At 72.1% G+C, this 22,462-nt stretch carries 13 protein-coding genes and 5 pseudogenes; 6 read left to right on the top strand and 12 right to left on the bottom strand.

The window, feature by feature from the left end; translation table 11 throughout:
- The first annotated feature begins 38 nt into the window (after window positions 1-38).
- The 4 genes from DEJ15_RS00280 (at window position 39) to DEJ15_RS00295 (ending at window position 3,834) form a co-directional block, all read left to right on the top strand.
- Window positions 39-1,670 (top strand): RecQ family ATP-dependent DNA helicase, encoded by a 1,632-nt coding sequence (locus DEJ15_RS00280; protein WP_110824178.1) that lies wholly within the window; start codon window positions 39-41, stop codon window positions 1,668-1,670.
- 301 nt (window positions 1,671-1,971) lie between these two features.
- On the top strand, window positions 1,972-2,277 hold the full coding sequence (locus tag DEJ15_RS00285; RefSeq protein WP_110824179.1) for a hypothetical protein: 306 nt from the start codon (window positions 1,972-1,974) through the stop codon (window positions 2,275-2,277).
- 37 nt (window positions 2,278-2,314) lie between these two features.
- On the top strand, window positions 2,315-3,133 hold the full coding sequence (locus DEJ15_RS00290; RefSeq protein WP_284175352.1) for an oxygenase MpaB family protein: 819 nt from the start codon (window positions 2,315-2,317) through the stop codon (window positions 3,131-3,133).
- A 65-nt stretch (window positions 3,134-3,198) separates the two neighbouring features.
- On the top strand, window positions 3,199-3,834 hold the full coding sequence (locus tag DEJ15_RS00295) for a pyridoxine/pyridoxamine 5'-phosphate oxidase (RefSeq protein ID WP_110824181.1): 636 nt from the start codon (window positions 3,199-3,201) through the stop codon (window positions 3,832-3,834).
- Between the two features lie 214 nt (window positions 3,835-4,048).
- Here DEJ15_RS00295 and DEJ15_RS00300 read toward each other — a convergent pair.
- The 4 genes and pseudogenes from DEJ15_RS00300 to DEJ15_RS00315 all read right to left on the bottom strand — a co-directional run.
- Window positions 4,049-6,260 (bottom strand): annotated as a pseudogene (locus DEJ15_RS00300) (GNAT family N-acetyltransferase); the annotation flags it as partial.
- Window positions 6,257-7,685: pseudogene (locus DEJ15_RS00305) on the bottom strand (lysine N(6)-hydroxylase/L-ornithine N(5)-oxygenase family protein). The pseudogenes DEJ15_RS00300 and DEJ15_RS00305, both read right to left, overlap by 4 nt.
- The gene (locus tag DEJ15_RS00310; RefSeq protein WP_284175354.1) at window positions 7,682-8,617 is read right to left on the bottom strand and encodes a pyridoxal phosphate-dependent decarboxylase family protein; all 936 of its coding nucleotides are present in this window, start codon (window positions 8,615-8,617) and stop codon (window positions 7,682-7,684) included. The pseudogene DEJ15_RS00305 and the gene DEJ15_RS00310 overlap by 4 nt, the downstream one beginning before the upstream one ends.
- 37 nt (window positions 8,618-8,654) lie before the next feature.
- Window positions 8,655-9,074, bottom strand: a complete 420-nt coding sequence (locus DEJ15_RS00315; protein ID WP_284175356.1) for a pyridoxal-dependent decarboxylase — start codon at window positions 9,072-9,074, stop codon at window positions 8,655-8,657.
- A 272-nt stretch (window positions 9,075-9,346) separates the two neighbouring features.
- Here DEJ15_RS00315 and DEJ15_RS00320 point away from each other — a divergent pair, with 272 nt between their 5' ends.
- A complete protein-coding gene (locus tag DEJ15_RS00320; protein WP_110824185.1) occupies window positions 9,347-9,850 on the top strand; it encodes a GNAT family N-acetyltransferase in 504 nt (167 codons plus the stop codon).
- A gap of 8 nt (window positions 9,851-9,858) precedes the next feature.
- On the opposite strand, the pseudogene DEJ15_RS00325 reads toward DEJ15_RS00320, so the two are convergent.
- Window positions 9,859-12,319: pseudogene (locus DEJ15_RS00325) on the bottom strand (ATP-dependent helicase).
- 12 nt (window positions 12,320-12,331) lie between these two features.
- Window positions 12,332-13,378, bottom strand: coding sequence for a glycerophosphodiester phosphodiesterase family protein (locus DEJ15_RS00330; protein ID WP_349814762.1), 1,047 nt, complete (start codon window positions 13,376-13,378; stop codon window positions 12,332-12,334).
- Window positions 13,379-13,640: 262 nt separating this feature from the next.
- On the opposite strand from DEJ15_RS00330, the gene DEJ15_RS00335 reads away from it, so the two are divergent.
- Window positions 13,641-14,570, top strand: a complete 930-nt coding sequence (locus DEJ15_RS00335; RefSeq protein WP_502866179.1) for a Bax inhibitor-1/YccA family protein — start codon at window positions 13,641-13,643, stop codon at window positions 14,568-14,570.
- A 414-nt stretch (window positions 14,571-14,984) separates the two neighbouring features.
- Here the strand turns inward: DEJ15_RS00335 and guaA are convergent.
- The 6 genes and pseudogenes from guaA to DEJ15_RS00370 all read right to left on the bottom strand — a co-directional run.
- Window positions 14,985-16,566 (bottom strand): annotated as a pseudogene (gene guaA, locus DEJ15_RS00340) (glutamine-hydrolyzing GMP synthase).
- Window positions 16,567-17,020: 454 nt separating this feature from the next.
- Complete coding sequence (locus DEJ15_RS00350) at window positions 17,021-17,521, bottom strand: hypothetical protein (protein ID WP_284175358.1); 501 nt, start codon at window positions 17,519-17,521, stop codon at window positions 17,021-17,023.
- Complete coding sequence (locus DEJ15_RS00355) at window positions 17,518-17,814, bottom strand: hypothetical protein (RefSeq protein WP_284175360.1); 297 nt, start codon at window positions 17,812-17,814, stop codon at window positions 17,518-17,520. Before DEJ15_RS00355 ends, DEJ15_RS00350 begins: the two co-directional genes overlap by 4 nt.
- Window positions 17,815-17,861: 47 nt before the next feature.
- Complete coding sequence (locus tag DEJ15_RS00360) at window positions 17,862-19,289, bottom strand: cation:proton antiporter (RefSeq protein ID WP_110824192.1); 1,428 nt, start codon at window positions 19,287-19,289, stop codon at window positions 17,862-17,864.
- 3 nt (window positions 19,290-19,292) lie between these two features.
- Window positions 19,293-19,784, bottom strand: coding sequence for a cation:proton antiporter regulatory subunit (locus DEJ15_RS00365; protein ID WP_284175362.1), 492 nt, complete (start codon window positions 19,782-19,784; stop codon window positions 19,293-19,295).
- Between the two features lie 878 nt (window positions 19,785-20,662).
- Window positions 20,663-22,402: pseudogene (locus DEJ15_RS00370) on the bottom strand (glycerol-3-phosphate dehydrogenase/oxidase); the annotation flags it as partial.
- Window positions 22,403-22,462 lie beyond the last annotated feature (60 nt).

The raw sequence follows: 22,462 nt of genomic DNA on the forward strand, positions 1-22,462 counted from the left end.
GGGCGACCGACCAGGCCGGATCGTGCACCGTCGATCGGGTGCAGAACGAACTCCGTACCCGTACCGCCGAGGTCTTCGGTTGGGAACTCCGCGACGCGCAGGAGACCGTGGTCGACGCCGTCCTCGAGGGCCGTGACGCCCTCGCCCTCATGCCGACCGGTTCCGGCAAGTCCGCGATCTACCAGGTCGCCGCCCTCGCACTGGACGGCCCCGTCGTCGTGGTCTCGCCCCTCGTGGCCCTGCAGGAGGACCAGGTCGTGGGGATCGAGGACCACCCGGACGCACCCCGCGCGGTGACGATCAACGCGACCCGGGCGCACCGCGAGCTCGAGGACGCGTGGGACGCCGTCGCGTCCGGGGCGGCCCGCTACGTCTTCCTCGCCCCGGAGCAGCTCGCCAAGGACGAGGTCGTCGACCGGCTGCGGGAGGCCGGGGTCGCGCTGGTCACGGTCGACGAGGCGCACTGCGTCTCGAGCTGGGGCCATGACTTCCGCCCGGACTACCTGGTGCTCGGCGAGGTCATCGAGCGGCTCGGACGTCCTCCGGTGCTCGCGATGACGGCAACCGGTTCGACGCCCGTGCGCAACGAGATCGTCGAGCGGCTCGGGATGCGCGACCCGCTCGTCGTCGCGACGGGCTTCGACCGCCCGAACCTGCGCTTCGAGGTCCAGCGGCACAGTGACGCCGACGAGAAGCGTGACGCGGTCGTCGCCCAGGTGGTCGGGCTCGAGGGCGCGGGGATCGTGTACGTCGCCACCCGTGCCGAGACCATGCTCTACGCGGACGAACTCGTCGAGAGCGGTCGCCGCGCCAAGGCGTACCACGCGGGCCTGCGCGTGCGGGACCGTGAACACGTGCACCACGAGTTCCTCGACGGCGCCCTCGACGTCGTCGTCGCGACCAGCGCCTTCGGCATGGGCATCGACAAGCCGGACGTGCGCTTCGTCGTGCACGCCGACGTCCCCGAGTCCGTCGACGCCTACTACCAGGAGGTCGGCCGGGCCGGACGGGACGGCGACGTCGGCCTCACGACACTGCACTACCGCTCCGAGGACCTCGGGCTCCGCCGGTTCTTCGCCTCCGGATCGCCCCGGCCCGCGTCGCTCCGGGCGGTCTTCGACGCGGTTCCCGAGGACGGGGTCCTGCCCCGGTCCGAGGTCGCCGAGCGTTCCGGACTCGCCGCCCGCACCGCTTCCCGCGTCGCCAACGCCTTGGTGGACGCCGGCGCGCTGTCCGACGCCGCCGACGGACTCCGCCGTGTCCCGGACGGCCCCGCCGACGCGGACGCCGCGGTCGAGCTCGCCAAGGCGCACGCGAAGGAGCGGGAGCGGGTGGAGGAGTCGCGCATCGAGATGATGCGCCGTTTCGCCGAGACGACCGGCTGCCGTCGGCAGTTCCTGCTCGGGTACTTCGGTGACGAGCTCCCCGAGCCGTGCGGCAACTGCGACACGTGCTCGGCGGGCACCGCGACCGACACGGATGCGCACGGGGCGGACGGGTCGCACGACGCCGAGTGGCCGCCGGACGCGCCGGTCGAGCACGCCGAGTGGGGCCGGGGCACGGTCATGAGCACCGAGGACGACCGGTTGACGGTGTTCTTCGAGTCCGCCGGGTACCGGACGCTGGCCCTCGCCGACGTGACCGAGCGGCACCTGCTCGAGCGCGTCTGAGGCACGTGCGGCGGACGGTGCGGCGGGGGAAGGCGCGGTCGCTCGACCACCCGTCGGCGACCGCGCTCCACTCCCCCCGAGCACACGCAGTAGACACCGCGGGGGGTGACCTCGTGGTGGCCCGCAGGTGAACGGCAGGCGAAGCCGACCCGCGCGGCCGCTGTCCGCCTGGGTGCGACCGGCCGTCCCCCCGGGCACCACGGACGTTCCCACCGGCACCCGGGTAGCAAGGACCGGTGGGGCCGCGTCGGCGCACGACGGCCACCGCACGAGCACGCAACACGATCGACAGGAGCGACACATGTCCGACCCCGGCATCACCCCAGGCGACGAGTTCAGCGACGGCGTCAGCGACTCCGACGACGAGGGCCGCGCCGACGACGTGGACCGCGAGTACGTCGGCGCGTACGAGACCGACGACGCCGAGGAGGCGCTCGAGACCGTGACGAACGACGCGGTCGCCGGCGAGACGGTCGAGCCGCAGCTCGGCGACGGCACCGACGACGGCCCGACCGGTGGGGCGCCGCGCGAGGGATCGCCGGACCTCTGGGAGCACGGCGACGACCGTCCGGACCTCGGCGGCGACCTGGGCACGAAGCCCCTCTGACGTGACCGGTCGACGGACGGGAGGCCCGGCGCACGACGTGCGCGGCCGCTCCCGTCCGTCCCCTGGCCACGACCGCGACCGGCCCGGGCACCGGGACCGCGCGCTCCGCCGCTTCATCGCCGACAGCACGCCGGTCATCGCGGGCGGCCGCGCGATCCTGCTGCAGATCGCCGACCCGGTCGTCGCCGCGGGCGTCCGTCGGCACTCCGACTTCGCGGAGCGACCGCAGCAGCGGCTGGCCCACACCCTCATGTACGTGTACGCGGTGGTGACCGGCACCGCGCGGGACGCCGCCGTGGCGCGGTCGTTCGTCGAGCACGCGCACCGGCCGGTCGCGGGAGCGAACGAGGTCGACCGACAGCTGTGGGTGGCCGCGACGCTGTACGACTCCGCGATCCGGACGCACCGGTTGCTCGGCACCCCGGTCGACGCCGAGCGGGCGGAGGCGGTCCTCCGGGCCTACGCGCCGATCGCCACCGCGCTCCGGGTGCCAGCGGACCGCTGGCCGACGTCGGTCGCCGCGTTCGAGGCGTACTGGGCCGACACGCTCGGGACCCTCCGGGTGACGGACGACGCCCGCAGTGTCGTCCGGGACCTCCTGCACCCCCGGGCGGCACCGCTCTGGGTCCGTTCCGCGATGCCCCTCGTGCGGATCGTCACCGTCGGCATGCTGCCGGACGCCGTGCGCGACGACTACGGCTTCGCGTGGGGACCCCGCGAGGAACGACGCTGGCGACGCACCCTCGCCGGCATCCGGGCGGCCCGCGCCGTCGTGCCCGGACCCCTGCTGCGCCTGCCGCGGGTCCTCCTGCTGCGCGGGATGCACCGCACCGCGGCCCGGCACGCGCACCACTGAGTGATCGGGTGTCCGTCCCCCCGCGAGCCTGGACGTCCCCGCGCCGACCACGGTTGAGTGGGGCCATGTCCTCCTCCCTGTCCGGTGACGACTCCCTGCTCCTGCCCGAGTTCGACGCGCCGCCCGCGGACCCGCTCGACCTCGCCCGCACCTGGCTCGACCAGGCCGGCGAGCACGAGGTGTCCGAGCCGCTCTCGATGACGCTGGCCACCGCCGGTGCGGACGGCCGCGTCGGTGCCCGGACGGTCGACGTCAAGCGGATCGACGACCGCGGCCTGGTGTTCGGCACCTCGACGCTCAGCCCGAAGGGACGGCAGCTCGCGGAGAACCCGCACGCGGCCCTGCAGGTGTACTGGCGCGAGACGATGCAGCAGCTCCGCTTCGAGGGCCGCGCCGTGCAGCTCTCCGACGCGGAGTCCGACGGGCTCTTCGCCGACCGGTCGCCGAAGTCGCGCGCCGCCACGGCCGTCGCCGACCAGTCCGCGGTGCTCGAGCCCCGGACGCTGCAGGACCTCATCGACGACGCGAACGTGCTCCTCGACGAGTCCGACGACGACGTGCCGCGCCCGGCGGGGTGGGTGGCGTGGCGGCTCGAGCCGGACCTCGTCGAGTTCTGGCACGGCAGCCGCGACCGGATGCACCGCCGCCTGCAGTACGCGCACGCCCACGGCGCCTGGTCGGCGACCCGCCTCCAGCCGTAGCGCCGCGCGCCAGGGGCGCCCCGCCCCGGCAACCGCCGATGGGTCGCGAGCGTGCGGCGACGGGGCGGATCAGCCCCGCCCGATGGGGTTCGGCATCGCCCCCCGCGCGGATGAGTGAGGACGACTGGTCCGCCAGGTCGACCATCGCGAGCGTGTTGCGCAGCTGCAGCCGGTTCAGGCAGGAGTGCTCGAACGTCGGCACCCGCAGGTCGAGCGGACGCCGACGGTCCGGGTGCTCCGCCGCGTGCCGGTCGACGCACCCGCCGACGAGCCGCCAGAAGGCGTCCCCGGGCAGGACCCCGTCGTCGTCGAGCACCGCTGCCAGGAAGCGCAGCACCCCGTCGAACACGTCGGTGAACACGGCGAGCGCCGCCTCGTCGTCGTCGACCGGGTGCACGATGCGGCGGATGTCCTCGGGCACCGGACGGTCGTCGTGCTCCCCCGAGGACCACGACCTCCTCGCCGATGTCCTTCATGAACGCGCCGGTCACGGCCCCGTCGCGCAGGACGAGCACCAGGTTCTCGCCGTGCGGCATGAACGCCAGGTCGTGCACGGTCAGGCAGTGCACGACCGGCCGCAGGTACGCGTCGAGGAAGCGCCGCACCCACGTCGCCGCGTCCAGCCCGGAGGCACGCACGAGCTCGGCGGCGACCGCACGCCCGTCGGCGTCCCGGTGCAGCAGTGCCGCCATCGTCATGAGCTGCTCCCCGGGAGCCGTCCGGGGCACCGGGCTCTCCCGCCAGAGCGCCGCGAGCATCTTCCGCTGCGGCGAGGCGACGTCCACCCGGTGGTACGCGTCGCCGGTGTACCCGATCGCCGCGTGTTCGCGCAGCACCCGGAACCCGGCGTCCCGCAGGGTGGTGTCGGCCGCCACGAGCGACGCGACCCAGTCGTTCACCGCTGGGGTCGAGCGCATGTACGCCGGGGACATGCCCCGCAGGAACCCCATGTTCTGCACCGCGAGCGCCGTCTTCACGTACGAGCGCTCGGGGTGGCTGCGGTCGAAGGCGGTGCGGATGGACTGCTGCGGCTGGAACAGGTCCGGACCCTCCCCGAGGTCGACGAGGTCCTGCCGGCCGAGGTCGGGCGCGAACGTCACGGCGATGCGGTGCTGCCACTGCCAGGGGTGCACCGGCAGCCAGACGTAGTCGTCGGGGTCCAGGCCGCGGCGGGTGAGCGTCCGGCGGTGCTCGGCGACCGTGTCGGCCCCGAGTTCCGCGGCCCAGTGCTCCGCCTCGGTCCGGTCCGCGGCGAGCGCCAGGGAGGTGTGCGCCCGACGGGCGGCGAGCCACCGGATGCGGAAGCGGCCGCCGGACTCCGGTGCGTACGCCCGGTACTCGTCGAGGCCGAACCCGATCCGCCCGTTCGCGGCGACGAACGCCGGGTGCCCCTCGGTCATCGCCGCCTCGACGTCCTGGAACGAGGCGACGACGTCCCCGTCCCGTCGGCCGCGGGCGAGCTGTCGGGCCGACGGACCTCCGCGGCGGTGCTTGGCGGCCGCGCTCGCGAGCGTCGAGGCGACCTCCTCGAGGTACGTGCCGAGCAGGGCGTCCGGGATCCCGAGCACGTCGCGCAGTTCCAGCACGAGGTCCTGCGCGTCGAGCGGCAGCGGCACGGGGTCGGCCGAGGAGGACTCCCGCGTCAGGGTGTGCTCGTCGACGGACCAGTGCTCGAGCTGGTGCTGCCGTGCCCGGAAGCGGTAGCGCGAGCCGCCGGTGTCGAGCAGCCACCCGTCGCCGTCCGGTCGCGGTGTGACGAGTCGCTCGTGCGTGAACTCAGCCACGGCCTTCGCCACCAGGTGTCGTTGCGCGACCGCCAGGTGCTCGGGCCGGAGGTGCGCGGCCGGACCGTCGTCGTCGGGCACGCCGATCGATGCGGTGTCGAGCACCGAGAGCAGCGCGCGCTTGCCGTCCAGGTCGACCTCGCGGAGCGCCCGGAACCCGACCTCGGCGTTCTTCGCCTGCACCGCGGTGTTCCGCACGTCCGGCTCGACGACCACGCGCCGGGCACCGAGGGCGTCCCGGCAGTGCTCGACCACGGCGCGCATCACGGCACTGGTGAGTCCGTGCACCCGGCCTGCCACGGGAGGCGGGGCGACGAGCAGGTGCATGCCGACGTCACCGGGACGTGCGTCCCAGACGTCGACGAGCAGGACCGTCGCCGGGTCGTAGGTCTCGGCGTACGCGCACGGCACCCCGTCGCGCAGCACGAGCCAGCCGTCCTGCGCCGGGTCGGCCTGCACCGCGGTCAGGTACGTCCGCACGCCGTCGACGTCGGCGTGCTGCATGCCCCACCACGACGACGGCGGAGCCGCGAGCCACGACTGCACGCGGATCGCGTCCCGCTCCGGGTCCACCGGCACCACGGACAGGAGGCCCGGCAGCACCTCCGCCAGACCGGTCCGGTCGTGCTGGACCGCGCTCATGCGCGCACCTCCGCGTGCTCGGCGCGCACAGCGCGCACAGCGCGCTCGCCGCGCTCGCCGCGCTCGGCGCGCTCGCCGCGCTCGGCGCGCTCGGCGCGCTCGGCGCGGACCGAGGCGGGCAGACCGAACTCCTGGAAGGCGATCCGGGCCTCCAGGCCGTAGACCTCGCGCCCCGTGACGGACTGGATGATCGACGCGTTCCGCCACGCCCCCATGCCGAGGTCCGGTGCGGTCAGGCCGTGCGTGTGCTCCTCGGCGTTCTGCACCCAGATCCGACCGCCGAGGGTGTCCACGTGGTGGTCGCGGGCGACGGCGAGCCGACCCCGGGCGTCGCGCGCCACGAGGTGCGCGACCGGGTCGAGGAACCGCGGCGGCCGCGGCGCGTACCCGGTGGCGAGGACCAGGCGCTCGACCTCGTGCTCGTACGTCTCGCCGAGCTGCTCGTGCCGGAGTGTCAGCCGGTACACGCCCCGGTCGGCGTCCCAGTCGGCGGCGGTGACGCTCGTCTCGGTGCGCAGCGTCGTCGGGACCGGACCCCTGGCGCTGATCCGGTACAGCGCGTCGTAGACCTCGCCGACCAGGTCCGCGCTGATGCCCTTGTACAGCCCGCGTTGCTCGCGGCCGAGGCGGTCCCGGACGTGCTCGGGCAGCGCGTGGAAGTGGTCGGTGTACTCCGGACTCGTCATCTCGAGGGTGAGCTTCGTGTCCTCCATCGGGAAGAACCGCGGCGACCGGGTGATCCAGTCCAGGCGGTACCCGCCGTCGCGGATGCCCTCGAGGAGGTCGCGGTAGACCTCGGCGGCGGACTGGCCGCTGCCGATCACCGCGACGGACCCGGCGCCACGGAGGGCGTCCCGGTTCGGCAGGTAGTCGGCGGAGTGCAGCACCGGGCCGTCCAGGTCGCGGAGCGCGGCGGGCACCGACGGCTCGGTCCCGACGCCGACCACGACGTGCCGGGCCCGGTACGTCTCGGCACCGTCCGCCGTCTCGGCGTGCACGGTGAACAGGTCCTGCGCGGCGTCGTGCTCGACCGCGACCACCCGGCGTCCCCAGCGGAGGGTGTCGAGCCGGTCGGCGGCCCAGCGGCAGTAGGCGTCGTACTCGCTGCGGAGGGGGGTGGAAGTCCTCGCGGATGAAGAAGGGGTAGAGCCGACCGGTCTCCTTGAGCCAGGCCAGGAACGAGAACGACGAGGTCGGGTCCGCCATCGTGACGAGGTCGGCGAGGAACGGCACCTGGATCGTCGCGTCGTCGAGCATCATGCCGTGGTGCCAGGCGAAGCCGTCACGCGCGTCGAGGAACACGGCGTCGAGGTCGTCGATCGGGTCGGTCAGGCAGGCGAGCCCGAGGTTGAACGGGCCGATGCCGATGCCGACGACGTCGTGCATCCGGGTCGTGGCGGTGGCGGTCGCGTCGACGGCGGTCATCGTGCGGCTCCGCCGGTCACGGTCGGCCGGGTCGACGCCGCGCGCAGGCGCTCCGCCGTGGCCACCACGTGGTCGAGGGAGGCCCGCATCTGCTCCGTCGTCGTCGCCGGGTTGAGCAGGGTCAGCTTGTTGCACGGCCGCCCGTCGGCCACGGTCTTCGCGATGAGCACCCGTCCCTCGGCCAGGAGCGCCGCGCGGAGCGGTGCCACCATCGCGTCCGACTCCTCGTCGGTGACCCCCGCCGGCTGCCAGCGGAACAGGACCGTGCTCAGCTGCGTCGGCGCCACGAGGACGAGGTCCGGGTCGGCCTGCACGAGCGTGTGCGTGTCGGCGGCCAGGTCGACGACGGCGTCGAAGGCCCGCCCGATCGCCTCCGCTCCGGAGGCGCGGAGCGTCGCCCAGAGCTTCAGCGCGTCGAACCGGCGGGTGGTCTGCAGTGACTTGTCGACCTGGTTCGGTTCGGTCGCGTCCTCCGGGTTGAGGTAGTCCGCGTGCCAGGAGGCCCGGCGCAGGTCCGCCGGGTCGCGCACCACGAGCACGCTCGACGACACCGGCTGGAAGAAGGACTTGTGCAGGTCGGTCGTGACGCTGCGGGCACGCTCGATGCCGTCGAGCAGGTGCCGTCGCGTCGGGGACACGAGCAGGCCGCACCCGTAGGCGGCGTCGACGTGCAGCCACACGCCCTCGAGGTCGCACACGTCCGCGATCGGCGCGAGCGGGTCGATGACCCCGCGGTCGGTGGTGCCGGCCGTGGCGACGACGGCCATCGGGGTGCGACCGTCCCCGCGGGCGTCGGCGATCGCGAGGGCCAGTGCGGACGGGAGCATCCGGCCGGACGTGTCGGTCTCGACGTCGACGACCGCGGCGTCGGGCAGGCCGAGCAGGCGGGCGGACTTGCGCACGCTGAAGTGTGTCTCCGCGGTGGCGAACACGGCGAGGTCGGTGAGCGCGGGGGGCGGGGGGCGGCCATCACGGAGGCAGCCGTCGCGGACGCGGCGGGGGGCGGCGACCGTCGCGGGGGGCGGCCGTCGCGGCCTCCCGCGCCAGGAGGAGGGCCTGCAGGTTGGACTGCGACCCGCCCGACGTGAAGATCCCGTCACCCGCCGGGAAGCCGATCCGCCGGGCCAGCCAGTCCACCACGTGCCGCTCGATGTCGGTCCCGATGCGCGACTGGTCCCACGTGTCGACCGAGGGGTTGACGGCGGCGAGCACGGCCTCCGCGGCGACCGCGGGCAGGGCGACCGGGCAGTTGAGGTGCGCGAGGTACCCGGGCGTGTGGAACCAGACGGCCTCGCGAACGAACAGGTCGTCGAGTTCGGCGAGCGCACGCTCCGTGCCGAGTGCCGGTCCGTCGAGGTCGACCGTGGCGACGCGCTGGTGGAGGTCCACCGCGGGGGGTGTCGGTCGTCGGGACCTCGGCGACGGCGATGCGGTCGGCGAGTCGGTCGATGGTCGCGCCCACGGCCTGCCGGTAGCGCTGCGCCGTCTCGGGACTGATCAGGTCGAGCGGAGTCGTGTCGAGCGGAGTCGTGTCGAGCGGGGTCATGTTAGGTGAGGCTAACCTCACCTGCTCCCCCTGTCACCCGTCCGGAGCACCGGGCGTGGCGGACGCGAGTGACCCTCGAGTGCGTCCGGGCCGGGGCTCCCGGTACGGTCGGGGCATGGGGCACGTCCAGCAGCTCACCGTCCGACCAGCCGTCGACACGGATGCGCCGGGCATCGCCGACGTGCACGTGCAGGCATGGCGCGAGGCGTACGCCCACCTGCTGCCGGCGGCGTTCCTCGCGTCACTCGACCCCGTCGCGCGCACCACACGGTGGCGGCGGACGATCGCGGGCGCGAGCGCAGCCGGCACGAGCGTGGCGGTCGCCGAGCACCGCGGCGCCGTCGTCGGGTGGGCCACCGCGGGTCCGGCTCGCGACGACCCCGCCATCCGGGACGTCGAGCTCACCGGCATCTACGTCCTGGCATCGGCGCACGGGTCGGGCGCCGGTCAGCTGCTCCTCGACGCCGTCCTCGGCAACGCACCGGCGTTCCTGTGGGTCGCCGACGACAACCCCCGGGCGCAGGCCTTCTACCGGCGGAACGGGTTCCGACGCGACGGCACGACGAAGACCGAACGGCTGGGCGACAACGCGGTCCTCGCCGCCCGGATGGTGCGCTGAGCCGTCGGCTAGAGCTTCTCGATCGGCGCGATCTTGATGAGCAGCTTCTTCCGCCCCGCGCTGTCGAACGCGATCTCCGCGATCCGCTTGGCGCCCTGACCGGTCACCGCCGAGACGGTCCCCTGCCCGAAGTCGACGTGCGAGATCCGGTCCCCCGGAGCCAGCTCCATGTCGCCGTTGTCCCGGACCTGCCCGGACACCCGGTTCGCCCACTCCGTCTTCGGCTTCGTCTTCGCCGCGGCGGCCGCACGGTCGTAGGACCCACCGCTCCAGCCGCCACCGCCGCGGTAGCCACCGCCACCGGTGCCGCCGCCGAAGCCACCGTCGCGCTTGGCGTTGAGCGCGCGGGGCTGTGTGCCGCCGCGACTGTTCGCCATGCCCGGTGACTGCTTCCACTCGACGAGCCCCTCGGGGATCTCCTGCAGGAAGCGTGAGGGCATCGCCACGTTGACGTCGCCGAACTGCGCCCGGGTCATCGCGAGCGACAGGAACAGGACCTTCTTCGCCCGGGTGATGCCCACGTAGAACAGGCGTCGCTCCTCGGACGGACCACCGGGCTCGTTCGCCGACATCCGGTGCGGGAGCAGGTCTTCCTCGACACCGGTCAGGAACACGGCGTCGTACTCCAGGCCCTTCGCGGTGTGCAGCGTCATGAGCGACACCGTGCCGGAGGAGTCGTCGAGTTCGTCGGCCGCGGCCACCAGGGAGACCTCGGTGAGGAAGTCGGCGAGCGTGCCCTCGGGGTTGTTCTTCTGGAACTCCCGGGTCACGGCGACGAGTTCGTCGATGTTGTCGGCACGGGCGGCGTCCTGCGCGTCCGGCGACTTCCGGAGCTGTTCGAGCAGCCCCGAGCCGTCGAGCAGCTGGGTGAGGGTGTCGACCACCGGCTGGTCCGCGGCCTTGGCGGCGACCTCGTCGAGGAGCCCGGCGAACGAGGTGATCGCGGTGCGCACCTTCGGTCCGAACCCGAGCTCGTCCGCGTGCCGCAGGGCCTCGCGCATCGAGACCTCGTGCTCGTCGGCGTACCGCTGCAGGGCGGTCTCGGTGACGGCGCCGATGCCGCGCTTCGGCACGTTGAGGATGCGTCGGAGCGACAGCGGGTCCGCCGGGTTGGCGACCGTGATCAGGTACGCCATCGCGTCCTTGATCTCGGCGCGCTCGTAGAACTTCGTCCCGCCGAGCACCCGGTACGGGATCGCGGCGCGGATGAAGATCTCCTCGAGCGCACGCGTCTGCGAGTTCGTCCGGTAGAACACCGCCATGTCGCGGTAGTCCATGCCGTCCTCGTGCAGACGCTGGATCTCGTCCGCGACGAACTGCGCCTCGTCGTGCCCGGTGTACCCGGTGAAGCCGACGATCTTCTCGCCGGCACCCACGTCCGTGAACAGGTTCTTCGCCTGCCGGTCGAAGTTGTTCGCGATGACCGCGTTCGCGGCGTCGAGGATGTTCTGCGTCGATCGGTAGTTCTGCTCGAGCAGGATCACCTTCGAGTTCGGGAAGTCCCGCTCGAACTCGACGATGTTGCGGATGTCCGCGCCGCGGAAGGCGTAGATCGACTGGTCGGAGTCACCCACGACCGTGAGCGACGCCGGCGCGATCGACCCGTCGGTCTCCCGCATCCGCTCGACGTGCTGCCCGGCGTCCTCGAGCTTGTCGACCTGCTCCACGGGCACGGGACGGGTGAGTTCGCGGATGAGCGCGTACTGCGCGTGGTTCGTGTCCTGGTACTCGTCGACCAGGACGTACCGGAAGCGGCGCTGGTAGAGCGCGGCGATCTCGGGGAACGCGCGGAACAGGAACACGGTCTGCCCGATGAGGTCGTCGAAGTCGAACGCGTTCGCCCGGCGGAGCTCGCTCGTGTACCGCCGGAACACCTCGGTGAACATGACCTCTTGCGGGTCGTCCGTGTTGATGTTGCGCGCGTAGGTGTCGATGTCCTGCAGCTCGTTCTTGAGCTTCGAGATCTTCGACGCCGCCGCCCCGACGGTCAGCCCGAGCGTGTCCGCTTCGAGGTCCTTGATGATCCGCTTGAGCAGCGCCCGGGAGTCGGCCGAGTCGTAGATGGTGAACGACTGCGGGAACCCGAACCGCTCGGCCTCGCGCCGGAGGATCCGCACGCATGCCGAGTGGAAGGTCGAGATCCACATGCCCTCGGCGGCCTGCCCGACCAGGGCCTGCACCCGCTCGCGCATCTCGGCCGCGGCCTTGTTCGTGAACGTGATCGCGAGGATCTGGGACGGCCAGGCCTCGCGGTTGGCCAGCAGGAGCGCGATGCGTCGGGTGAGCACGCTCGTCTTGCCCGAACCGGCACCGGCCACGATGAGCAGGGACTCGCCGCGGTACTCGACGGCTTCCTTCTGCTGGGGGGTTCAGGCCCGCGGTGAACGGGTCCTCGTACGCACGGTCACCCGCGCCGGGACCGTGCGTACGGCCGGGCGTCGAGTCGGAGGGGTCGAGCACGATCGTCATGTCCGGGACAGTCTAGGCGCGACCTGCGACACCCATCAGGCCCGCGCAGCGCCGTCCGCGACGAGCGATCGGGCACGGACGGCGAGGTCCGCGTGGTCCGCGAACACCCCGTCCACGCCCGTCCGGACGACCGAGGTGAACCACCGCTCCCAGTCGCCGTGCGCCGCCAGGTCGCCCCCGCGCCGGAGCGCCGCGGGCAGGAACCGGTTCTCCGGTCGGAGCGTCCACGTGTACACCGCGAGCCCGACGGCGTGCGCCCGCTCGACGACGTCGCTCCGCACCGGTCCCGGGTCGTCGACGGCGCGGGTGTCCACACCTGCCATCAGGGTCGGCAGGTCCACGCTGATCCCGTCGAACTCCGTCGCGAGCCGGGCCAGTGCCGCGTCGGTCCGCTCGGTGGCGTACGTGGGGGGCCGCGGCGCCGGCTGTGGCGACCTCGTCCGCGGCCGCGCCCCGGGCCTCCTGGAGGTACACCAAGCGCGCACCGGTGCCGAGCGCGGCCACCTCGCGCAGCACGCGCTTCTCGAAGGACTCGACCGTCAGCCGGTCGTCGCCACGCCAGCCGGCCGAGCCGAGGACGCCGTCCAGCAACGAGGCCATCGGGAACCCCGCGGCGGCGAACGCGCTGGCGTGCTTCACCTCGGCGACGAGCCCGACCCGCCGCGGGGCGGCGTCCAGGATCGCGAGCAGGTCCTCCAGGCGCAGGACCGTGTCCTCGCCGTCGTGCTGCCGGGAGGCCCGGCGCAGCTCCGGCAGGCGCTCACGGGTCCGCAGGGTGCGCAGTTCCTCCCACGTGAAGTCCTCGGTGAACCAGCCCGTGGTCCGGTGCCCGTCGATCGTCTTCGTCGTCCGCCGGTCCCGGAACTCCGGGCGGTCGGCGACGTCGGTCGTGCCGGACACCTCGTTCTCGTGCCGGAGCACAAGGACGCCGTCCTTCGTCGGCACGAGGTCCGGCTCGATCGCGTCCGCACCGAGCTCGACCGCGAGCTCGTAGGCGCTGCGGGAGTGCTCGGGCCGGTACCCGGAGGCACCGCGGTGGGCGATGACGAGCGGCTGCATGCACGCGACGATACGGACTGCGCGAGCACGGCGCCGACGTTCAGCCAGCGTGGGGACACCGTTCGGTGGACCGACAGCAGCGGTCCATAGGCTCGTCACCAGGAGGGCCCGGGGACGTTCCGCTTCCCGCGAATCCACAGCCATCGAGCACACCTGGCCCGTAGGCTGTGAGGACACGAAGGAACGGCTCCGCCGCACTCCTTCCCGAGCCCACGAGCCGATGCCATCCGGGTACCGGCTCCACGACTCCACACCAGAGGAAATCAGAGGACACCATGGCCTTCAAGCCCGGTTTCGACCAGTCCCCCCGCCTTCAACGACGCGGGCCGGAACGCATGGGGCGCCGGCTCGAACACGCAGCAGGGGTACCCCCCAGCAGGGCTACCCGCAGCAGGGCGGCTACCCGCAGGCGCCGTACGGCCAGACCGGCTGGGGACAGGCGCCGCAGCAGCCCGGGTTCTCGCCCGACCAGCTGCGTGACATGTACGACCGCCCCTCGGCGAACAAGGTCGACACGGACCGGATGTCGTACGAGGACACCATCGTCAAGACGCTCCTGGCGTTCGGCGTGCTCATCGTCGGTGCCGTCGCCGGCTGGAACCTCCCGCCGGTGGTCTGGATCGTCGGCGCGCTCGTCGGGTTCGTCCTCGCGCTGGTGAACACCTTCAAGAAGAAGCCGTCGCCCGCCCTGGTGCTGGCGTACTCCTTCTTCGAGGGCCTCTTCGTCGGTGGCATCTCGGGCATGTACAACACCATGTGGGACGGCATCGTCACGCAGGCGGTGTTCGGCACGCTCGGTGTCTTCGCGGTCACGCTCCTGCTCTTCACGTCCGGCAAGGTCCGCGCGACCCCGAAGGCCACGCGGTTCTTCCTCGTCGCGCTGGTCGGCTACATGGCGTTCTCGCTCGTCAACGTCGTGCTGATGCTCCTGGGCGTGACGCAGTCGGCGTTCGGGCTCCTCGGCGTCACGGTGTTCGGCATCCCGCTCGGTGTGGTGATCGGCATCCTCGTGGTGCTCATGGCGGCGTACTCGCTCGTCCTCGACTTCGACCAGATCAAGACCGGTGTCGAGCGCGGCGCGCCCCGCATCTACGCCTGGACGGCGGCGTTCGGCCTCATCGTCACGCTCGTCTGGCTGTACCTCGAGATCCTGCGCATCCTGGCGATCATCGCCAGCAGCTCGCGCAACTAGCTCGCAGCACACGGAGGGCCCCGGCAGTCGCCGGGGCCCTCCGTCGTTCCCGCGCGCTGCGTCGCCGGCCGCGTGCCGAGGTCGCACGAACCGCCGCCGGCGGTCCGGCGAGGTTGCACGAACGGCCGCCGGCGGTCCGGCGAGGTTGCACGAACGGCCGCCGGGACGGCTGCCCGACGACCGAACGTGCGACCTCGGCGACCTCGAACGACACGTCCTGCGACCCCGCCGCTCGCGTGCGCCGAGGTCGCACGAACTGCCGCCCGGTCGCCCGTCCAGCAACAGGACGTGCGACCTCGGCGACCATCGAACGGCATGTCCTGCGACCTGGACGGGAGGCGCGGGGTGCGCCCGGCAGGACGAGCGAGGGCCCGGTACGCACTGCGTACCGGGCCCTCGGGCGTCAGGGGAGCCTCACTCCCACTCGATCGTCCCCGGCGGCTTCGACGTGACGTCGAGCACGACCCGGTTGACGTCGCGCACCTCGTTGGTGATGCGGTTCGAGATCTTCGCGAGCACGTCGTACGGCAGGCGCGTCCAGTCAGCGGTCATGGCGTCCTCGGACGAGACCGGACGGAGGACGATCGGGTGCCCGTAGGTACGACCGTCGCCCTGGACACCGACCGAACGGACGTCGGCGAGGAGCACGACCGGGCACTGCCAGATCTCGTCGTCCAGACCCGCTGCGGTGAGCTCGGCGCGGGCGATCGCGTCCGCGGCCCGCAGGATCTCGAGGCGCTCGGCGGTGACCTCGCCGACGATGCGGATGCCGAGACCCGGGCCGGGGAACGGCTGACGCCCGACGATGACCTCGGGGGAGTCCGAGCTCGCGGCCGACCGCGCGGACCTCGTCCTTGAACAGGGTGCGGAGGGGTTCGACGAGCTGGAACGTCATGTCGTCGGGCAGCCCGCCCACGTTGTGGTGCGACTTGATGTTCGCGGTGCCCGAACCGCCGCCGGACTCGACGACGTCCGGGTACAGCGTGCCCTGCACGAGGAACCTGACCTCGGCGTCACCGTCGGACGCGCGTGCTTCGAGCACGAGTGCCTCGGCCGCGGCCTCGAACGTGCGGATGAACTCGCGCCCGATGATCTTGCGCTTCTGCTCCGGGTCGCTGACGCCGGCGAGCGCGTCGAGGAACTGCTCGCGGGCGTCGACCGTGACGAGCCGGACGCCGGTGGAGGCGACGTAGTCCTCCTCCACCTGCTTGCGCTCGTCGGCGCGGAGGAGCCCGTGGTCGACGAACACGCACGTCAGCTGGTCACCGACGGCCTTGTGCACGAGCGCCGCGGCGACGGCGGAGTCGACGCCACCGGACAGCCCGGCGATCACGCGGGACGAGCCGACCTGCGCGCGGATTCGCTCGACCTGCTCCTCGATCACGTTCGCGGAGTTCCAGTCGCCCGGCAGCCCGGCAGCCCTGTGCAGGAAGTTCTCGAGCACGGCCTGGCCGAACGCCGAGTGCTTGACCTCCGGGTGCCACTGCACGCCGTAGAGCTTGCGCTCGTCGGAGGCGAAGGCGGCCACCGGCGTCGAGTCGCTGGAGGCGAGGACCGCGAAGCCCTCCGGGGCCTTCGCGACCGAGTCGCCGTGCGACATCCAGGTGGTCTGCGACGCGGGCTGCCCGCCGAGCAGGACGCTGTCGGTCCCGCTGACGGTGACGTCGGTCGCGCCGTACTCGCGCAGGCCGGTGTGTGCGACCTCGCCGCCGAGCGACTTCGCCATGGCCTGGAAGCCGTAGCAGATGCCGAGCACCGGGACGCCGAGGTCGAGGATCTCGCTGTCCAGAGCCGGAGCGCCGTCCTCGTAGACGGAGGACGGGCCTCCCGACAGGACGATCGCGGCGGGGTCCTTCGCGCGGATCTCGTCCGCCGTGACGGAGTGCGGGACGATCTCGCTGTAGACGTTGGCCTCGCGGACGCGCCGTGCGATCAGCTGCGCGTACTGCGCGCCGAAGTCGACGACGAGGACGGGACGCTGTTCGGTCTCGCTCACCGAGCGCTCTCCTTCTCCCGCGACTGCTGCGCGGTCAGCTCGTGGTGGGTGGTCATGGCGGCCTTCTGCATGCGGTGCTCGACCACGAAGGACATGAACGGGATGATCCCGCCGAGGGCGATGAGCAGGAAGCGCGACGGCCGCCAGCGCATGATGCTCCAGAGGCGGAAGTCCGCGAAGAGGTAGACGACGTACAGCCAGCCGTGGGCGATGAGGATCGCGACGGACAGGTTGAACGTGCCGGGCGCCTCGCCGGCGGTGCCGTTCGGGACGAAGAACGCTCCCCCCGCCGAGCTGCATCTCGCGCTGGATCGGCGTGTACTTGATGACGACCTCGACGATCAGGGCCAGCAGCAGCACACCGGTGATGTACGCGGAGATGCGGTAGAACCGCACGGCCCCCGGGATCTTCGGGATGTCGCGGGTCCGGACGGTCAGAGCCATGCCGTCGATCCTACCGGCGACCCGGCTCGGCCCGGGCGTCGTCCACAGCGGCCTCGTCGGCGGGCGCCTCGTCATCAGCGGCGCCACCGGCGGCCGCTTCGGCGGTCTCGCGCTCCTCGTCCTGCTCGCGCTCCCAGGCGTCCTTCACGAAGCGGTACCAGAGGAAGACGGCGAACCCGGCGAAGACGACCCACTCGACCGCGTAGAACAGGTTGAGCCAGTCGAACTGGACCTCGCGCGTGGGGGCCCGGTCGGCGATGGTGCCGAGGTCCGCGGCGTCCGCGACGGCGGCTCCGGCGACGACGTAGCCGCCGTACATCCGGTCGTCGAACGCCTTCCAGGTGTTGACGAACCGGGCCGGGGCGACGGCGGAGTACTCGCCCTGCTCGAAGGCGTCCTGGTCGGGCGACTCGGCCGGGTAGTACCGGCCCTCGACCGTCATGGTCGCGCCGTCGGTCAGACGGTCACCCCCGGCGACGGCGGCCGCCCGCTGGTCGGACCACCCGATCACGACCGGGAGGCTCGCCCCCGTCGCGTCGTCGACCAGGTGTCCGACGGCCTGGTACGTCCCACCCCCCGCTGCGGCCGGTGAGGACAGTGGTGTCCCCGGCGACGAAGCGCCCGGAGACGGTGATCTTCTGGCCCGCGAGCGTCGAGCCGACGGGCTTGTCGGGGGGTCGTGACGTCATCGAGAGCGCGCCGCGTCTCCGTCCCGGCGGGCAGCGGCTTGCCGTTCTCGATGCTGCGCTCGAGCTGCCACTTGCCGAGCGCGGCGAACACGCCCGCCAGCACGATGGCCAACACGAGCAGTGCGATCCACCTCGGACGTCGTGCAACGGCCCACATGCGTGTCAGTACTCCGGATCGCGTGGTCGGACCGGGCGTTCGGGACGCTCGGCGGGGATCTCGATCGACGACGTGCTCACGCGCACGGGTTCCGGTGTGACCGGCTGTGCGCGCGACGGCGTCGTCTCCGGTTCCCCATTCTCGCGCTCTTCCCTGCCCGCGGCCTCCACGAGGGCGATCTCCTCGGCGAACCGACGGTCGCGCTCGGCCTTGCGCTCGGCGGCGGCCTGCGCTGCCGCCAGCTCGCGCCCGCGGAGCTTCCGCACCCGACCCGGCCGGAGCACGAGCCGACCGATGCGGTCGGAGTTCACCGCGAGCAGCGGACCGAGCACCGCCATGATGAGGACGTAGAGCCCGGCGAACGCGGTGATGCGTTCCTCGAGTCCGGCCGCCGCGGACAGCGTCGCGAGGATGAGCGCGAACTCGCCGCGGTTGACGAGGATGACCGCCGTGTTGATGCCCTGCTGGACGCTGAAGCCGTTCATCCGGGCGACGAGCTGCCCCGCGACGGCGTTGAGCACGACGGTCATGCCGATGGCGGCGACGACCGGCCAGAGCACCTCGCCGAAGGTCGAGACGTCCAGGCCGAGGCCGAAGTTGACGAAGAAGAACGCCGCGAAGACGTCGCGCATCGGGAGCGCCAGCTGTTCGATGCGGTCCCGGTAGCGCGTGGCACCACAGAGCAGCCCGATGACGAACGCACCGATGGCGTCGGTCACGCCGAGCAGGTCCCCGATGCCACCGAACATCACCGCGAGGCCGAAGAACAGCACGGTGAACAGCTCGTCGTCGCGGGTCGCGAAGATCCGCGAGACCTGCTTGCCGCCCCAGCGCGCCAGGCTGAACATGACGATGAGGAACCCGAACGCGAGCGCGAGCTTCCCGATCACCGCCCAGACGTTCGTGTCGCCGGAGAGCACCACGGACACGATCGCCAGGTAGACGGCGATGAAGACGTCCTCGATGACGGTGACGCCGAGGATCATCGGTGTCTCGTCGTTCGCCAGGCGCCGGAGCTCGATGAGGAGCTTCGTCACGATGGCGCTCGACGACGTCGCCGTCATCCCCGCGATGATCAGGGCTTCGCGCGTGCCCCATCCGAGTGAGAAACCGAACGCGAACCCGACGCCCATGTTGATCGCGACGTAGGTGCCGCCCGACACGAGGAGCTTGCCGGCGTTGCCGTAGAACTCCTCCTGGTCGAACTCCAACCCCAGGTTGAACAGCAGCAGGATGAGCCCGAACGTGGCGATGAGCTCGATCGTGTGGGACTCGACGCTCAGTCCGATCCACGGGGTGTGCGGGCTCGCGATGAGTCCGACCACCATGTAGACCGGGATCGCCGGCAGGCCGATGGTCTTGCCGAGACGTCCGAGGACGTAGGCGATGAGGAACAGGCCGCCGATGGTCAGCAGCTCACCACCCAGGTGCATCGACTAACTCCCGGGCGGCGCCTCGGCAGCGGCTGCTGCCAACTGACCGCTGCGGTAGAAGGAGAACGCCTTCGCGACCTTCTCGGGCGCGCCGGCGACCACGATCGTGTCCCCGGGGAACACGACGAAGTCGGACGAGGGCGCCGGGTTGGCGCTGTCGCCGCGGACCACCGCGACGACCGTCAGGCCGATGAACCCGGAGTCGTGCAGGTCGCCGAGGGGCTTGCCGGCGATGGCGTCGTCGTAGTCGACGCTGAACCAGTCGATCGACAGGCCGGGGATCTCGTCGAGCTTGTCGAGGCCCTCCGTGATCCGGGTGCCGCCGAGCAGCTCGGCGAGGGTGTGCGCCTCGTCCTCGCTCAGGCGGAGCGAGACCTTCTCGGACTTGTCCGCGCCGTCGGCGACGTCCGCGAACGAGATGAGGTCGGAGTGACCCGACCGGTGCGTGATGACACCGCACTTGCCACCGTCGTCGGTGTAGAAGCTGTGCAGCACGCCGACGCCGGGGGAGTTTGACGCGATGGACGTCGACCATGATGGCTCCCTTTCCCAGGACACCCATGCTAACCACCGGGAGGGCTCGGCCATTCCGTTCTCCACAGGTCATCCCGGCGGTGGACGCGGCGGTCCACCCCGCCCGGTGAGGATGGCCGGATGACCTCCAAGACCGTCGTCGCCGTGTCCGGCGCGCTCGTCGTCACCGCCTACGCCGCGCTGCTGGCGGTGAACGCCCTCGTGCTCGACCCGCTCGCCGCGGTGCCGGGGGAAGTCGCTGTCGGAGATCTACGCCACCGTCGACGCGATGGGCATGAACTCCCGGCAGGACGTCGTCGGTGTGCTGGTGACGGCCGGCATCGGCGTGGTCCTCGCCGTCGGCTTCGCGATCGCGGCGATCTGGAAGGAGATCCCCGTACCGGTGGCCCTCGTCTGCCACCTCGCCTTGGTCGCGTGCGGCTCCGGTACCGTCTTCCAGTCGGGCTTCTTCCTCGGCATGGACGTCGCGGACTCCTTCGGGGTGTCCGGCGGCGCGCACGGCATGGGCGCCGCTGTGCTCTACGGCACGAGCCTCGCGGCCCTCGTCGCGATCCCGGCGGTCCTGTTCCTGACGATGGTGCAGACCCTCCGCCGCGCCCGCGCCGCCGCGTAGCCACCCGCGCCCGCGCCGCCGCGTAGCCACCCGCGCTGGCCGGTCCCGGACCGACGCACCAGCGGCACGTCCTCGGCCCAGGGTGGGGAGCCTCCCGTCCGGCCCGCGTCAGCTGGGCTCGGTCGTCTTCTCGCCCACGACCTGCTCGTCGGACGCCGTCGCCCCCCTCGGCGCCGTCGCTCCGGCCGCCGCCGACGACGACGTCGTCCTCCTCGAACCCGAACGCGATGTCCGGCGCCTCGAGCCGCACGCGGTCGGCGGACTCGTCGTCGGGCTGCAGCTGCGACTCCCGCTCGGCGGCCACCCGCTTGAGGTAGTTCGACACCTCGTTCTCGGTGGTCTCCTGGTCCCAGCCGAGCACGTCCGCCATGAGCCGCGCGGCAACCGGCGCCGCGGACTCGCCGCGGTCCCAGGCCTCGATGGAGATGCGGGTGCGGCGGGCGAGGACGTCCTCCAGGTGCAGGGCACCCTCGTGCGAGGCCGCGTACACGACCTCGGCCCCGATGTAGTCGTCGGCACCGGGCAACGGCTCGGCGAGCGAGGGGTCCTCCTGCACGAGCTGCAGCACCTCGGTCGCCAGGGTGCCGTACCGGTTGAGCAGGTGCTCGATCCGGACCTTGTGCACGCCGAACGTCTTCGCGGTGCGGGCCCGCTTGTTCCACGCGGCCGGGTAGCCCTCGGCGCCGAGCAGCGGGATGTCCTGCGTCGTCGACTCCGGGATCCTGCCGTCCATCGCTGCGGCGGCCTCGTCGATGGCGTCCTTGCCCATCACGCGGTAGGTCGTCCACTTGCCACCGGCGACGACCACGAGGCCCGGGGCCGTGTGTGCGACGACGTGCTCACGGCTGAGCTTCGACGTGGCCTCGGACTCCCCCGCCAGGAGCGGTCGGAGACCGGCGTAGACGCCCTCGACGTCCTCGCGGGTGAGCGGCACGGCGAGCACCTTGTTGACGTGTTCGAGGATGTAGTCGATGTCCGCCGCGGTCGCCGCCGGGTGCGCCTTGTCGAGGTACCAGTCGGTGTCGGTCGTGCCGATCAGCCAGTGGCGACCCCACGGGATGACGAACAGGACGCTCTTCTCGGTGCGGAGGATCATGCCCGAGTTCGACTGGAACCGGTCGCGCGGGACGACGAGGTGCACGCCCTTCGACGCACGCACCTTGAACTGCCCGCGGGTGCCGACCATCGCCTGGGTGTCGTCTGTCCAGACACCCGTCGCGTTGACGACCTGCTTCGCCCGGATGTCGAAGTGCTCACCGGTCTGGATGTCGTGCGCGTGCGCCCCGACGACCCGCTCCCCGACCTTGATGAAGCCCTCGATCCGGACCCGCGAGGCAGCGTGTGCGCCGTACGAGGCCGCCGTGCGGACGAGTGCGGCCACGTAGCGGGCGTCGTCGACCTGCGCGTCGTAGTAGGTCATGCCGCCGACGAACGCGTCCTTCTTGAGGGACGGCATCGAGCGGAGCACCTGCGTGCGGGTGAGGTGGCGGTGGTGCGGCACGCCGGGCGGACGTCCGCCGGACCAGCTGAAGACGTCGTACATCGCCATGCCGATGCCGATGTAGAAGCGCTCCCAGACCCGGTGGTTGAGCGGGTACAGGAAGCGGACCGGCTTGACCAGGTGCGGGGCGATGCGCTGGAGCAGCAGGCCGCGTTCGATGAGGGCCTCGCGGACGAGCGTGAAGTTGAGCTGCTCGAGGTACCGGATGCCACCGTGCACGAGCTTCGACGACCGGCTGGACGTGCCCGAGCCCCAGTCGCGGGCCTCCACGATCCCGACCGACAGGCCCCGGGTGACGGCGTCGAGTGCGGCACCACCGCCGACGATGCCGCCGCCGACGACCAGGACGTCGAGCTCCCGGGTCTTCAGGGTCTCGATCGCGGCCTCGCGCTCGTCCGGGCCGAGCTTCGTCGCGGGGTCGAACCCCGCGGTGCTCGACGCACCGTTCGTGACCGTCGTTGTCATGATCGCCTCCATCGCCGTCCGGCGCCGGAGCAGCGCCCGCGGATCGTCCACGGGCGCACC

The organism is Curtobacterium sp. MCJR17_043 (assembly GCF_003224315.2).
GTDB lineage: Bacteria > Actinomycetota > Actinomycetes > Actinomycetales > Microbacteriaceae > Curtobacterium.